Annotated in this window: 8 protein-coding genes; 3 read left to right on the forward strand and 5 right to left on the reverse strand. The window is 50.2% G+C overall.

The genetic code is table 11. The features are described from left to right. From HKK55_RS27225 to HKK55_RS27235, 3 genes are all read left to right on the forward strand, one after another. Positions 1-6,753, forward strand: a complete 6,753-nt coding sequence (locus HKK55_RS27225) for a S8 family serine peptidase (protein WP_169357423.1) — start codon at positions 1-3, stop codon at positions 6,751-6,753. A 527-nt stretch (positions 6,754-7,280) separates the two neighbouring features. After that, the gene (locus HKK55_RS27230; protein WP_169357424.1) at positions 7,281-8,381 is read left to right on the forward strand and encodes a site-specific integrase; all 1,101 of its coding nucleotides are present in this window, start codon (positions 7,281-7,283) and stop codon (positions 8,379-8,381) included. Continuing rightward, entirely contained in the window at positions 8,378-10,582 is a 2,205-nt protein-coding gene (locus HKK55_RS27235; RefSeq protein WP_169357425.1) for a DUF927 domain-containing protein, read from the forward strand. The genes HKK55_RS27230 and HKK55_RS27235 overlap by 4 nt, the downstream gene beginning before the upstream one ends. Before the next feature lie 153 nt (positions 10,583-10,735). Here the strand turns inward: HKK55_RS27235 and HKK55_RS27240 are convergent, their stop codons facing one another. The 5 genes from HKK55_RS27240 to HKK55_RS27260 all read right to left on the reverse strand — a co-directional run bounded on the left by HKK55_RS27240 (position 10,736) and on the right by HKK55_RS27260 (position 14,850). Continuing rightward, on the reverse strand, positions 10,736-11,617 hold the full coding sequence (locus tag HKK55_RS27240) for a YafY family protein (protein WP_169357426.1): 882 nt from the start codon (positions 11,615-11,617) through the stop codon (positions 10,736-10,738). A 579-nt stretch (positions 11,618-12,196) separates the two neighbouring features. Further along, positions 12,197-12,544 carry a hypothetical protein gene (locus tag HKK55_RS27245; protein WP_058421848.1) on the reverse strand — a complete coding sequence of 116 codons (348 nt, stop codon included), beginning with the start codon at positions 12,542-12,544 and terminating at the stop codon, positions 12,197-12,199. Between the two features lie 76 nt (positions 12,545-12,620). Beyond that, the gene (locus tag HKK55_RS27250; protein WP_169357427.1) at positions 12,621-13,781 is read right to left on the reverse strand and encodes a site-specific integrase; all 1,161 of its coding nucleotides are present in this window, start codon (positions 13,779-13,781) and stop codon (positions 12,621-12,623) included. Positions 13,782-13,952: 171 nt separating this feature from the next. Continuing rightward, on the reverse strand, positions 13,953-14,321 hold the full coding sequence (locus HKK55_RS27255) for a hypothetical protein (RefSeq protein WP_169357428.1): 369 nt from the start codon (positions 14,319-14,321) through the stop codon (positions 13,953-13,955). Then, the gene (locus HKK55_RS27260) at positions 14,299-14,850 is read right to left on the reverse strand and encodes a hypothetical protein (protein WP_169357429.1); all 552 of its coding nucleotides are present in this window, start codon (positions 14,848-14,850) and stop codon (positions 14,299-14,301) included. Before HKK55_RS27260 ends, HKK55_RS27255 begins: the two co-directional genes overlap by 23 nt. Positions 14,851-15,980: the final 1,130 nt, after the last annotated feature.

Genomic DNA, 15,980 nt, shown 5'->3' on the forward strand with positions numbered 1-15,980 from the left:
ATGCCTCAAAAATTAACCGCAGCTGACTTGGAACAAGCCAAACAGATTTTAGAGTCATCCGGCCCCTCGGCTACTTATGATTTTTTATCAGCGAAAGGTTATAAATACGCTACTCTTGCGAATGGGGTAGCAAAAGGCAATTCTTTGTCAGGTGAAGCCGCAATTAACTTCATGAAAGTAACTGCGGAAGCGTCAGGGCATCCGCTTTCTGATGTCGATGTGAATCGCATACGCAAGGAAATGGCTGGCGGATACATCGATGCACTAAAAGTAAAATTGGATAATGCCTCTGGGATCTTGAGTTCCGATATAAGTTATAACGAGGCGTGGAAGTTTCACAAGCAAATCTTCAATGCTAACGGTCTTGGTGTAGATGCTTGGACTCTAAATTCAGTATTTTCGGTTATTACCGAAAATACCAGAGAAACCTACTGGCAGAGTGTTTTAGAATCGGCGGGTGATGTTTCAAAGGAACTGCTTTTGGCGATCAACACCGACAAAATGATGTCGCTGGCCACCACTATAAGCACCGATGATAATAAAAAACTCGCTAAGGGGTGGATTGATAGAGTTGACTCCCCTTCAGGGGCTTATACGATCACAAAAAGTTTATTTAGTCAGATGTACAATATGATTACAGGGGGCTTTTCTGACGAATCAACAAATATACCTCCTTCTGCATCGACCTCTACTCTTATTGATATTAATATCACGCCAGATCCACAGCCTCAGCAGAATATTCAAGGCGAAAACAAAGCTCGGCAGGATGTAAGCAATGGCTATGTTGTCAACTCGCCTACCCATAGTATTTCATTCAAAGATAATACCTTAAATGAAACGGGCTTTACTTCAACGCAAATTGCCAGTTTAGCGACAGGGGGAATACGACCAGGGGAAATACAACTCGACCCTAACGCTCGCCCCAATACCTATCTTTCACAGTTCTACCAGACCCCAGACAGCACTAGGCCGGACTTCAGTTTACGCAATGCTGTAACACTGAATGGCCTTTCGGCGATGACAACGGTCAATACCTACGTCGACCCCTTGCTGCTGGACTTGGGCGGCAACGGCGTTCGCATGACCGATATCCGGGATGGCGTATTGTTTGACACCGATCATAGCGGCACGCTCAAGCGCACGGGATGGGCTGACCGCAGTACCGGTATGTTGGTCATTGACGACGGTAGTGGCCAGATTAAAGATGTCAGTCAGATGTTCTCCGAATATTATGCTGGCAAGGCTGGGGTTGGCGGTGCCGCTGGGGAGGTACGATTCAAAGACGGCTTCGCCGCGCTCGCCAGTGAAGATGCCAATGCTGATGGTGTGATTGACCAGAACGATCCGATCTGGAGCAAGCTACGTGTATGGGTTGATGCCTCTCATGATGCTCAAACCGATGCCGGAGAGCTCAAGACCCTGGCCGAACTGGGTATCACTCAAATCAATGTACGAGCCACGACGGCGAGTAGTGAAGTCCGTGATGGGAATAGAGTGCTTGCCCAAGGCACTTTTACAATTAACGGTAAAACCCAAGAAGCTCTCGCGGTTGATTTTTTGGGCGATCCTGTAAGCAGCACACTGCTTGATCAGGGCGCCGGAACTAAGGTGACTTCCACCTCTGAAGGAGTCACAACGACTGCTTATGCAAGTAAGAGCACTACCGGTGAAACATTGGATGCTGCTCAGTTAGGCGTTAGCAATCTATATGGTGGTATCGGTAACGATACCCTCATTGCCGCGCCAACAGGTAGTTGGCTCGTGGGTGGAGGGGGAAGCAATACCTACACGGGTTCTGCTGGTAACGATGTCTTTGTGATCAGTGCATCAGACCGCATGGAAAATGTCCACGGTAACGGCGGACGCGATACGGCCATTATCGTCGGCGATGAAGGTGTGGCTTTAAACATGGCGCGAGCTGGACTGACAATTGCTCAGGGCGGCCGTGGTAACGATGTTATTGCCAGTGGTGGCACCTCTAGTGCATTCATCAAAGGAGGTTCCGGAGATTCGACGCTGATCGGTGGTGCGGGCAATGACGTCTTGGTCGGAGGAACGGGCCGCAACACCATTTTGGGAGGCAGTGGTAAGGCTGTTATTTATGCGGGTCCGAAAGGCGACACAATCTACGCGTCAGAAGGCGGCAGCATCATTCACGCGGGTGGTGGTGCAGACATTATTTACGGAAGTGTGGGTAATGATGTCGTTGAGGTTGGACGCGGCAATGCCATTATTGACGGTGACGGCGGTATCAATATCGTTACCCTGCATGGCAACCATGGCGACTATAAGATCACACGCACTGCCACGGGCTACGAAGTGGCCGATACGGTTGCCGGGCGAGATGGTACCGTCACACTAAAAAATATCCAAAAGCTGAGTTTTTCTGATATTTCAGCTGTGGATCTGGACTTGCCCAACGCAATGCCGGTGGGAGATGTTTTAACTGTCGATCAGGCTGGCAAGGCGTTTGACCGGACACAGGCCCATTTGATCTCAGCAGCCAGCCTGCTTGCCAATGATCAGCACCTCAATAGTACAGGCATTCTGCGTATCGCAAGTGTGGATGAGGCCGTTGGTGGCACTGTCAGCCTCACCCAACAGGGGGACGTACTATTTACTCCAGATCCACGCTTCACTGGATTGCTCAGTTTTAAATATGGTGTGGTTAATGAAGCGGGTAACCCGTCTGCTACGGTAGTCAACCTGGGGACGGGGCAAACGGCTCCCATGCGAGCCAATGTTACGTTACTGACTCCAGAGGTACCGCTGGATTCGCTGACGGCACAAGAGTGGTATCTCAGCAATATCAATGTCCTCCCTGTATGGAAAGATTACACCGGTAAAGGCGTGCGGATCGGTCAGTTTGAGCCCGGCGGCGAGTTTGCCACCCACCCTGAAATTTTCGACATCAAGCATCCAGATCTTGCGCCCAATGTTGATAAAGCTTGGCTGCAGACTCAGCAGGCCAATGGAACATTGCCAGACGTGGTGTCTAATCACGCGACCATGGTTGCCGGTGTCATGGTCGGTGCGAAGAATGGTATCGGAGGTGTCGGGGTTGCATATGATGCAACACTGGGAGGCTATTACCTGGCTAACAAAGGTGATGATCTGACAGGGCTTGGCCACATGGTCAGTTATGATATTGCCAACAATAGCTGGGGGTTTCAGAATGATTTTGCCATCAGCAATATGCAGCAAGGTCAAATCAATACTGCCAGTTCGTTAACGTCGAATGCCCAATATGCTGCAAATAATGGCCGAGGTGGATTAGGGACGATTATTGTCGCTGCCGGTGGCAACAGTCGTGCTACTGGCGGCAATGCCCAAGGATCGCTAACCAATAACAACCGACATTCGATTGAGGTCGGAGCTATCAATGCGCAAGGTGATCTGTCGACTTTACAAATAGGCTCAGCACCGTTCTCTAACCCAGGCGCAAGCCTATTGGTCTCGGCGCCAGGTAGTAATGTCGTGTCCACCAGCCATATGCTGGAAACTGATCGCGGCTCAACTTTCGGCAATAGCTACAGCGCCATGCAAGGCACCAGTTTTGCCGCACCTATTGTTTCAGGCGTCGTTGCGCTGATGCTTCAAGCCAACCCTAACTTGGGCTACCGAGATGTCCAGCAAATCTTGGTGCTATCGGCACGCAAGATTAACGATCCGTCTACAGTATGGAGCGACAACGGCGCCCGCAACTGGAACGGGGGCGGTATGCACACCAGTAATGACTACGGTTTCGGTGAAGTCGATGCCCGTGCCGCTGTGCGGCTGTCTGAAGCCTGGATGACTCAGAGCACTGGCGCCAACGAGTCAGTGTTCAGTGCTTCCAGTGGTGTTGTTGGTAAAACGTTGGCTGCGGGTGAAACCTTTTCATCAAGTTTGGCAATGAATGCTGTCTCGTACGTTGAGCATGCCGAAATCGACTTTGATGCTCAGGTCGGCCGTTTGGGAGATGTGACCCTTAAGCTTATTTCTCCAGATGGTACACAAAGCGTATTGCTTAACCGACAGGGAAAGGTGCCAGTTGGTACGGCAGGGGCGAGCGATGCTGACGTGGGCAGCACACAGTCAGGTGCTTTCAAGTATACCTTCATGAGTACTCATCACTGGGGCGAGCTCACGGCAGGTGAATGGAAGCTTGAGGTGACCGACTCCGCCACTGGGCTTCCTGTAACGCTGAACAGTTGGTCGTTGCGCCTGTACGGTAGCAAGATGAGTGCTGACGACACGTACTTTTATACAGATGAGTACATCAAGGCGGTAGCTGCGCAGGCTAACCGTGGTGTATTGGACGATGCCGCAAGTGGAACTGCTGGTGGGCGTAATACGCTCAATGCCGCGGCAGTCTCTGGTGATACTTCTATCAATTTGGTAACGGGCACTGCAAACATTGGAGGAGCGGCCCTCACGATCAACAGTCGTTCACCTATCCAAAACATTGTGACTGGCGATGGTAATGACACTCTGGTCGCAGGTTCGGCGGATGCATTGCTTGATGGCGGCCGGGGTAACAACACTCTGGAAGGCGGCACGGGTAAGGACTTTTTTGTGGTTCATCGCCGGGGTGGTGGTAACGATACCGTGGTGAATTACGATGTTGCCCATGGTGAGATCATTGATCTGGTTGGTTTCACCGGCAAGACCTTCGCAAATCTGGTTATCACACAGCTCGGCGCAGATGTGAGTGTCGATCTGGGAGATGCTCAATCAATTTTGCTGAAGAATCAAACGGCGTCGGCAATTACAGCCGCTCAGTTCAAGTTTCAGGATACATTTGTTGCGCCAGTGGAATACGTCAATAGCGACGTTTCTGCGGTTATCCCACAAGAGGGGCTGGGGACTGTCGTGTTGAACGGCGGCTCCAAGGGTGTGAGTATCACAACGGGGGCTGACGGTCAGTTTGTGGCGTCTCTATCCGGAACGGTGTACAGCCATGATAGTGCCACTTCAGATACCTTCGTTGTATCTCGACAGCCAGGGATTGCGGACTATCAAAATGCGCTAAGAGGGTTTAGGCAGGGCACCGACAAAATTGATTTAAGCCAGACAGGTATCACCAGCTTTGAACAGCTCACAATCAGTAAAAACAATCGCGGTACGATAAACGGGCTGTCGCAAATTCACGGTGTAAATATTGCGACTATGGCACTTGATCCTGCCGGAGGTAAGGTCGAATTGCTTTACTTGGATGCACTTGATGTCTCTCAATTGAATCAGTCAGACTTCATATTCGCTGCCCATGCGCTGGATCTAGTCCCTATTACTCCTTCGGTAGTCCCTCCGGTTGTGACTACCCCTGATCCATTGCATCCGACGATTACCGTGCCGGGCACACTGGAACCCTCTATCGAACGTCCAATAATTGATATACCAGCTGTTGTTCTACCTCCTATTCCACCAATCGATATTCCTAAAAGACCAACTGTCGAAGAGCTTTTGGCGGAGCGAGATCGTCTTCCAACGGGTACAAAAGTAAAAACTGCTGAAGAAATTTTAGCAGAGCGAGGTATTGATCCGACCAAACCGGTTGAAATGACTACCCCCACACCAATAGTTGGTGGTAGAGGTGTTGGCGGTGGTGTTGATATCAAGCCTACAGAAATAAAAATAAAAACTGTTGACGAGATCTTGGCGGAGCGAGGTATTGATCGAACTAAGCCAGTTGAAATGACCACTCCTACACCAATAGTTGGTGGTAGAGACGTCAGTGGCGTGGATTCTGATCGAACTGTACCAAGAGTCATTGATATTCCAGATATAGATCGAGATACATTCCCTTCGTATGAGACAATTAAAGATCGGAGGAACCCCGTTGCACCTAAGCCAACAGATCTTACTGACCTAGTGGTGCCAACTCACCCCCCGATGACTGGTGGAGCTGTAACCCCTTCGCCCGTTGTTGTAGATAAACCAACACAGATTGCACCAGTCGAAACTGATACCGTACTCGTAAACACTCCGTTTGCGATCATTAATTTTCCCGGTTTAGCTGAAAACGATCTTGCCGTCACTGGATTTAGCGCGAAAGTTACATTAGGTGATGGGGATAATACAGTTAGGCTTAATGGTATGATGGGAACATTAGTCGCTGGCAATGGTAACAATACTATTGACTCGACTGATAACACCACAAACGCCACTGTTGGTAATGGAAAAAATATTATAACGGGTATTTATCAGAAACTGGCAGTCGGTAATGGTGACAATATAATAACTGTCGCCAGTCGAACGAGAGCGGTTACCGTTGGAGATGGAAAAAACACAATCCAAGGTGCAATTCAAGAGCTGACTGTCGGCAATGGTGACAATACCATTGTCAATACGGAGTCAATGGCAAAAGTTAAACTAGGATATGGTACAAATACAGCAACTGTCAGTGGTGTTATGGCTACGGTGGAGGTTGGGCACGGTAGTTACGATCTAGGATTCCGTGGGTCTATGAGTACCTTGGTATTTGGCAAGGATATTACGCCTGATAAGCTATGGTTTGAGCATGCTGGACAGGATTTGCAAATTTCTGTGCTTGGTTCTAAGGAAGAGGTAACGGTACTCAATTGGTATGCTAGTGCGCCACAGCGACCCAGCACTATCAGCACGGGTGATGGTAAAAGCCTATCTGATCGGAATGTTGAGCTGTTAGTGCAAGCTATGGCTGCATTTGCACCCCCCGCCGCTGGTTTAACAAGTCTTGCAACATCAGAGCAACAGGCCCTTCAGCCAGTCCTTGCAGCCAATTGGCGATGAAAATGTGCTTAAAGTATCTTTTTTAGGTCGTGATTTCTGACCACAGTCTAGCTCCCTGCGGAGAGTAGTTCGCAGGGAGCTACTATTTTAAATAGATAAGATGCCTTGCCTGAACACGAAACGACTTTCACACACAGCCTTTGGTCGACGCCCGCGCAAAAGCCAAGCTGAAAAAACCATGGCGTTCACGGTCTAAACTGGTACCGTTCGTCGGAGTGGTATCGCCGCTATTTTTTAACTCTCTCCACCTGGAACGATATTTGCTAAACCGTTTTGGCAAGGATGTCCTTACTAAAACGGTTTTTGTGTCGCGCCGTATTTGTGAAAAATACGAAAAACTTGAAGTTTGCAAAAAATAAAGCGCTTTTCAAATCACACAGAGCTATTTAAATTCGCTTCAGTCAGTTCGGCCAGCCCCTACTTGAGGCCTTCCGGACGACGAATACTAAATAGCGTCATTAACGATTTACCCAAAATGGAAACCAATATGACTACTTACAACGCACAAATTTGTGCAGAGAATACTTATGCCCACTCCAAAGCAAATCGAATGCAGAGACATCCTTGTAAAAAACCTGATTGTGATGAGTTATCCAGGTTCGGGCAGCACTACTTATTGTACGCGCGGCGCGACCAACGGGCGTCCACGTAAAATATTGGGAACGTCCAAAACCATTAGCTTAAACGAAGCTCGCATCATGGCGTTGGGAGTCGGAAGTGCAGGCTATAACGTATCCTCTTCGACCCTTTCACATGTTTTCAATCTCTACGAGCAGTCCGGAACCTATAGCGGTAAACGCAGTATGGGACGTGACCGCAAACGTTACGATTCGGTAGTTGACCCTATTCTGGGTAAGAAAGAGATCAAAGCAATTAGCTTGGCTGATATTCAAACAGTCCTAGGATCGTTACGCTCATCGTTAAGTGACGCTACCAAGAACCGCTATTTAGCCATGTTACGTTCAATTTTTCGGTTTGCAGTGGATCACGACTATTGTGAAAAGGATCCGACTCGCAGCATAAAACTTAAGCGCGAAGTGCCGGTTAAGTTGTACGAGGTCAATGATGACCTAATTGGCCGTCTCGTTTTTGCGGTGGACTGGTTGGAGGGGCGATATCCACGAACGTCTTGCCTTGTGGAGTTGTTGCTGCGGACAGGGATGCGTTTAGGAGAGGCGCTCTCCCTCAAGTGGGGGGACGTTGATTTTACGTTGCAGCAGATCACCTTGAGGAGCACCAAAAGCGGTCGAGTCCGGCACGTACCCATCAGCGACGAATGCAGTGGCGTGCTTGATAGGCTTGCTGAGGTTACCGCCGACTTTCCAAAAGATGGCTGGTTGTTTCCCTCATCGTATGGGCCGTCTCACATGACCAGGCCAGTGCGCCCTTGGAAAAGAGCCTGTCAGGCAGCAGGGCTTCCCTCGTCGTTACGCTTTCATGATCTACGTCATATCTTTGCCTCGGCCTGCGTCAAGGATGGTATCCCCCTGTACACCGTGCAAGGGTTGCTCGGTCACTCCTCCATCAGAATGACAGAGCGTTATTCCGCATTGGCTTCTTCGGACTTGTTGAAGGCGAGTTGCCGTGTTTCAAGTGCCCTTTCCCTATGTGCTGGGGGTGCGAAATGAGCAAGTTTTTTTCGAACGACGCATTGAATGCCGATGTCGTTGATGCAGTAGTTCGTGCGGGAGGAAAAGCTCTTGATGGCGAGCTCGCCTCACTCATTGGTGTAAAGAGCATCGAGTTTGACGAAAGTACGGTGATTTTTTCGTTACCGAAAACTCATCGTGATTACATAAGACTTCTGCCGACCTTGAAGAAATATTGTTTGATTTTTCAATCAAGTGCTGGAGTGTTTTTGCCCTTTCCTAAAAAGGATATTGATGACAACAAATTACTGGTGTTTTTACAGCAGGCCTTGACAGGTATCGGCTTAAATATTGACTTTGCGTTAGCTGACGTCGATTTGAAGTATGGTCTGTGGTCGATTCCTGAGAGCGGGGTGGAGCCTCTCGTTCATCCCTTTAAAGTTCTGGAAATTTTTGAGTCTCATGGTATGGGCTTGATTGAAGCGATGTACGGTCGCAGTCAGTTCAACGGCTTTGAGTTTACTTTAGAGCAAATCCGATTCCGTAAAAAACAAGATGTGGAGGATGTAGCTCCGTGTATTTGGATCGATAAAGTATTACGGGATCCGGTTACGAAACACTATTTCACACAGATTAACATTTTGAGCCGTTCAGGCATGAAATATGGAGTGATATCGTCCATCATCCCGAATACCGACCTTCAAGACGCTAAGAAACTAACGGATTTGGTTATTTCTATAACTCCGAGTGTTGTCGATCGCAAGCTGTTGGGAACTCTTGTTAAAGAGCTCCTACGACACGCGGTTATTCAAATCGGCACTCAAACGTGGATACGGACTGAAGGATGGATTCGAGATGAGGACGGGGTGATCGAAGGCTGTGCTTGTGGTCAGGAACTGCTGCTGGCTCCAGGGGTTGACCCTGATCGGTTTCACATGGATATCGTCGCACCGAGGCTTGCGCAGATCGGGACACTCAGTGGCTGGAACGATGCTGTTCTGGCCCCTCTCAGTCAGAACCTTACGCTTCTTGGGGCTATACAACTCGGAATGGCAGGGCCGATGGTCGATCTGGTGCCCGGAGTGTCATCGTCCATCTTCAACTTCTTCGGGGGAGCAGGTCGGGGTAAGACCTTGTTGTTATCCACAGTGGCTAGCCTGTATGGCAATACCGGTGCACCGGGGCAAAGTAAACCCGGTCAGGTGGGCAAATCCATGATTGAGACATTTGGCGCAACGCGACGAGCGCTTCAGGCAAAAAGCCAGCAAACGTCCGTCGGCCCGTTTTTGATTGATGAAATCGGCAGTAACAGCTACGGAGACCTCTTCGAAAGCTACGTGTATGAGACGGGCAATGGCCTCTGTCATACGAAGCTTAGTGGCAACGGGGATTTACAAGAATCGCCATCTAAAACGTTGTTCGTACTAACGACCGGTGAAGTATCCATCATGTCGTTGGTCAGCCGTAACGCCAAGCAGGGCATTTTTGATCGGGGTGTGGATATCAATGTTGGGGGGGGCGATGTCAGCTTTGAAGGGGAGGATACCGACGACTTCGTCTTCCTACAGGAGGATGTGAAAAAAGCAGTCTCTGCGGGTATACCAAAGGAGTACGGTACGGTCGCCCCAGCGTTTGTGCGGGCTCTTTTAGCTGAAATGATGAGCCAGTGTTGGGAGGTCGAGCTTGCCAAAAAGCGTCAGGAGCTTGCTGATAACTTTCCGAGTTACGTCAGCAAGGACGGCCCGAATCGAGTGTTATCACGATTTGCGCTCGCGCTGCTGGCTGGGGAGGTGGCTTTACGAAATGGCGTATTCAACGAACAGTATGTGGATTCGGATGACCTCTTTAACGGGGTGCTGGTGTGTGCTCATCGCTGGGTCACCACTCGCTGGAACCATCTGTATGTTCTGGCCGATGCTCTATGTTCGCAAAAGCGTATTCCGTACTCCACACCAAAGTCCGGGTTACCGCTTTACCGCCACAAAGATCAATACGAAGGTATGCCAACGCTGATGATTACCAAAGATTTTATGGAAGAAATTTTTCCGGGGCGCAATCAAGTTGAAACGATCAGTAAGCGGTTCAAGGAAGATGGTCTTATTGTTCGTTCTGATCCTGGGCGTCATACGGTAGGCAAGGAGCCGTACTACCACCTCAAAACTGAATGGTTGCTGGAACATCAGATCGAATGGTCTGAAGACTGGGAGCGTTTCGAGGCTGTCGAGTTACCTGACATGTGACGGCTTTTGCCTGCGACCATTACCTTCTCAGCACTTAGCCCTGCGTCCACTATGAAGACGTGGGGCTTTTGCGTTTTCGTAAGCCTTGTCGCTAGCTGAAAAGCTCGCCCAGTCTTACCTGTCCACCCCGTGGATTGTTCCGACATCTTCTGCTCATAACTGGCTGAGGAGGACTTTCACATCGCGTTTAAGTTGCGCTTGCAAAGTGGTGGGGCTGATCACCAGCAGGTGGGGTAGATAGGCTTTTATCGTAGGGAGTAACTGCATCACGTCTATCACATGGCTCGAAAGAAGCAGGCTACCGTCATCGAGCTCTTTGAGCATGGCCTGTTGGGGTAGAACGATGCGATGTAGGAAGTTATGGGCAATGCACGCAGCAGCCTTGAGAATCACCTCGACCACGGGCATCGACTCATTCGCCACCATGCGTTTTAGCTGGACGATGACGTCTTCTTGCTGCATGAACGTCTCAGCCAACTCCTCCACGTGAATAATATTGGCAATAGGCTCAATGATGAGGGTGTCAGTGCTGACCCCTGCAAGGTGCCAGCAACCTTTGTGGTTGATGAGCAGGTAGGGTGCAATGACCGCCGTCCCGAGGCCTCCCTGCCATTGAATGCTGACGCGGCAGCGGTGGGTAATCGCTTTGGCTAGTGGTTTTAAGTGTTGATGCTGCTGGCTTTCACTGTCCAGGTTAAAACCGGATAGAAAGAATACAGGCGAGCCTGATGGTGCGAGCCATTGACTGAATAGCGATTGGTGATTGTCGGGAAACAACGCCGTGGCGCCGACCTGCTCACAAAGGCGAAGTAATGCCGAGGTGTTCGAGCGCCCGAAGTAAGACGGATCAAGTGAGTAATGTTGTCCTTCTCGCTGCAATGGTAGGTACGCCAGCCTGACGTTCAAGTCGCGCTGAATGGTGCGCTCGGATACGTTGAATTCTTCAGCCAAGCTGGTAATGGATAAGCGCTGCCCACCGTTGAGCTTGGTTAAAATGATGCCCAAGCGCTGGGCTAACGTATCGTGCTCGGCCATTTAAGAAGAGTCGTTGTCGTTGAAAAACCATTGTCCAGTGGGTGCCCGACAGGGCGTGTCGAGCTGGATTTTCACGGCATTGAGAACAAGAGGTAAGCGACGTTGTTATTGACGTGACGAAAGTAGAATTGCTTCGAGGCACGGCCTGATAAGCCCAGGCAAACCGCGTGTACCGCGTGACTTTTAATCAAAAATTTAGAAGCAGCAGTTTGCTATGCTCTTTCAGCGCTATTCATGTCGTTGCAGGTTGAGCACGACCCTGTTGCGATAACCGCGTGCACTGCGTGACTTTTGAACAGAAAAAAGGCAGCGATTCGCTATGCCCTTTCAGTGCAATTCGTGCCGTTGCAGGTTGGGCATGACCCTGCTGCGATACCGCGTATACCGCGTGACATTTGAACCAAAAAATAAAAAGCAGCGATTCGCTAAGCCCTATCAGTGCCACTCATGTCATTGCAGGTTGAACATGACCCTGGTGTGATACTGCGTGCACCGCGTGACTTTTGAATGAAAATAAAAAAGCTCAGCAACTCGCTGAGCCTTTTCAGTCGTGCCTATTCGGTCACGCACAGGTTCGATTTATCGCTTGCACCGCAATGTGCCGGCGCTTTCCATTTTGTTCGCTTCTGCCTGCTGGTTTTTCGTCAAGTACTTATCCAGATCAGCCTCTGTAGCGCGCTGACCATTCATGCTCGCATTCAGCAAGGCGGTGGTTTTTGAGTGTTTTAACGTCGATGCCATATCCTGGGCGCTGTATGGCTGAAGCGACCTGCCCTGGTCATTGCTGACATAGCTGGTGCCTCCCTGCTTTTCACATTTTTGTGCGAAATACTGCATGGCAGATAATGAGAGCAAGCTGTTGGCTTGAGCTTGAAAACTGATGGCTAGAAGCGATGTGACGGCAGCGGTGATGAGTGTTTTTTTCATGAGTGTGTTCCAGATGAATTTGAGTGTCGCGGCGGTGAGATCATGGCAACCGTGCCCGACAGGGCGTGTCGGGCATTCAGCATGTTCTGGCAGCCGTTACCAGATCGCTTACCCGATTGGAGGCCACTCGAAGGTTGTCAGAGGCGAGGTGCGCGTAACGTTGGGTGGTTTTGTTACTGGCGTGGCCCAATAGGTGCTGAACCTCATACAGGCTTGCCCCGTTGTTGATAGCCAGAGACGCGAAGGTGTGGCGTAAGTCGTGGATTCGTAGATGAGCGAGCCCTGCGACTTTTAGAGCACGCTGAAAGCATTTGCGGGCGTTGTTGAGTGGCTTGCCAGGTCTGGCACCGGGGAAGAGGTAATGACCGCTACCTAATCCCGGCAATTCGTTGATGACGGCCAACGCCGGTTCGCTGAGCATCACAAAGCGTTGCCGCCCGCTCTTGGTGATGGGCAGGTTCCACAGCAGCCGCTCCTGATCAATGTCCTCCCATCGGGCCTGTAACGCTTCTTCGCGCCGTACACCGGTGAGTAGCATCAGCTTGATGGCTTTTGCGGCGATCTGGTTTTGCTCGGTGCTGAGTACCGCCCACAAACGTTTCGCCTCATCAATGCTGAGGAAGCGTTGAGATTGATTGTTCTCCGTGTGCATGCGAATACCGGTCGCCGGGTTGGCGTCGAGGTAACCCCATAAGATGGCCAGGTTGAAGCTCCGCTTCAGAAGCGCGAGATGTCGATTGGCGGTTGCAGGGGCTCTTCTGCTGATTAGCTCGTCGTGGTAGCGCTGGATCTCCTGGCGTGTGATCGAGGCTAAAGGCCTGGAGCCGAATAGCTTGAAGAGGTGAGTTTTGAACTTCGAGTCATCGCTGTTCGCACTGCGCTTACTGGCATAAGCATGCGGTAGGTAGTGGTCATCGATGAAGCGGCGAAAGGTCATCCCTGATTCGACAAGCGTTTCTTGTGGATCAACACCACTTGAAAGCTGAGCCCGGTGTTTGAGTGCCAGCAACCGGGCATCGCCAATTTCCAGCTCTCCATAATTCCCCAGCTTCATGCTTCGCTGTCGCCCGGCATGTCGGTAGCGCAGATAGAAGAACTTGCGACCTTGTTTGTTGACCAGCAGTTTCAGGCCTGAGACCTCGGTGTCTGAATACTCACTTTCCCTTGCTTTTGCCTCTGTTGGTTGCGGTGGTAGTGCGTCGATCAAACGCTTGGAAAAGCGGATGAGCTTGCTCATAGGGCACCTTTTCTCGACACGAGTTTGGACTATCCCTGAGTCAGCTCAGAAAGCTGAGCCAGGGCAGCCATCAAGGGTCGGTATGGTTGGGTTGATGGGGTGGTTAACGTGGCGTTGCTAATTGCGCCCGTCGCTCCGGTGCATTTCCGGTGCTTTCGGGACTACTACCGGTCACTGCGGGCTCCATTGCGCAAGCCGCGTGCTCATCTCTGATGGAAGGCTGAGTCCTTTCGGAATCAGTACCTCCACCGAGAACAGATCAGACAAGAGGATGACGGCTGCATAGAAGTGACCGTGGTCTTCGACGATTTCGAATGAAGCTTCTGGATCACAGGGACTTTTCAACAGGCTTCTAATACCTAGGAACAGTCCCTTGTCGTAGGGATCATCACCTTCACCCCAGACGGCAAACCAACCGAGTTCATCGGGTTGCCACTGCGTGCCGTACGTTTGTAGATCCCGGAATTGGATTTCCACCCATTGGCGCATTTCATTGTCGAGGATCTGGGCGGTAGCTTCACGTTGGCGAATCAGCAGCATGCTCCACCTCCTGGGTTTGCCCTTGCTCCTTGTTGGGCTCAGACGATGGTTTGTTCTCCGCTACCGATAGGATCGGCTTACCATCAAGCCGAACACGTATGAGCTTACCTTTGATTGCCTGCACGGTTTTTTTCCAACTGGCAGCGTCGCCGATCACACGCAATTTGGATTCGAGCTTTCCATCTCTTCCCAGTAGCTTTTCAGCCAGCAGGGCGGCGGCGAGGAATGGCGCATTATTGCTGGAGCGTCCTACAAACACGGGTAGGAGGACTTTGCTGGGGAATGCCTCTGCTCGTTGACCCAAGTTTTCCAGTATGTCGAGGATGGCATCGGTATTGATCCACTCGCGGCTGAAATAACCTTGGCTGCCACTGTCGACTAAGGAAATGAACACCTGTTTTTTGTCGGTTGAAAGCGCTAGCTGATAGATAATCTTTCCTTCTGCGCCGGAGCTGAGTTTTGATGCTTGGGCTTCTTTTACCGCGATGAGATCCATGAAGCTGGGTTCGACGGCTTTGGTTCTGCTCATATTATTTCCGAAGTGTGCTGACGTGACGGGCGAAGTGTCCGCTCAGACAGGAAATGTCGTAATCACGTTGATTAATGTCATTTGAATGCCCTCTAATCGTTTAGATAAGGGGGTATTAACGAAGCTAACGCTATGAAGTGTGCACAACGTGGGCTTTAGTGTTAACGGCGTTTAAACGCCTACTTTTCGCGGCAAAACGTACAGAACAGATCGTAGACGCTGACGGCCGCTTGTATACGTGGGTCGGGAAGCTTCCGGCCCATATCAACGGCGCTGGAAATCCAAGGGTTTTTACATGAACACATAGATATCTCCTGACTACTCACCCGACAAAGTGTTGGGATCATAGAAATATATATTCGCGATATTCGAACAATTACGGTTTCGGAGGTTATGGTTTTACTCAGGACTTTCAGGAGGAACTGGGCCGCGAGTGGTTTTGCGTTGAATTTTGGGGTCTTTCTATTTTTTATTTGCTGATGAATACTATTTGTAGAAAACAGTACAAAAGAGGTGGCGTAATGTCCGATATGCAGTTTTATGAATTGGTGAGTGCCGATTTTCGCAGTAAGATTGATCTATTGACTAATAAAGATCGTTTCTTTGAGTTGTTTGCCAGGAATCGTCCGAATGCTTACGATGTTCGGCTATTCAAAGATTTTTATTGTTTTAAGCTACGGGAGTGTTCTAGGGCGTAAAAAATCAGCCAAGCACGGAGTTTCGGGAAAGTGTTGGTGAAAGAGATCCCGGAATGGATTTTGGCAATGCGCAGCTATCAGTCAAACGGGCACCCTATTAGCAATCAACTATTCAAGAAGGTATTAGGGAAAGGGCGGCAGGCCTACTGCAAGGCTGAATTGCAGAAGGTGAGGTGCTGAGGGAACTATCGTTTGATTTAATCTGGGGTGCCATGTCGCTTAGGCATGGCCTCTCCTTGTACGCCGATCCCCCGTCACGTGGCAAGCGCCCGTTCAGATAGACTGAGTGGAAATATGAGGGTTTCCTACCCGGCGGTCTGCGTTAGTGGTTGATACTCCGGCTGTTGACGTTGATCGAAAATTGGCACCGTGAGATGAAGGCAAACCGCGATGCCATCGCTCGTCAGGTAGATGATCGATACCGTCTGTCGG

This window comes from Pseudomonas sp. ADAK18, assembly GCF_012935695.1.
GTDB lineage: Bacteria > Pseudomonadota > Gammaproteobacteria > Pseudomonadales > Pseudomonadaceae > Aquipseudomonas.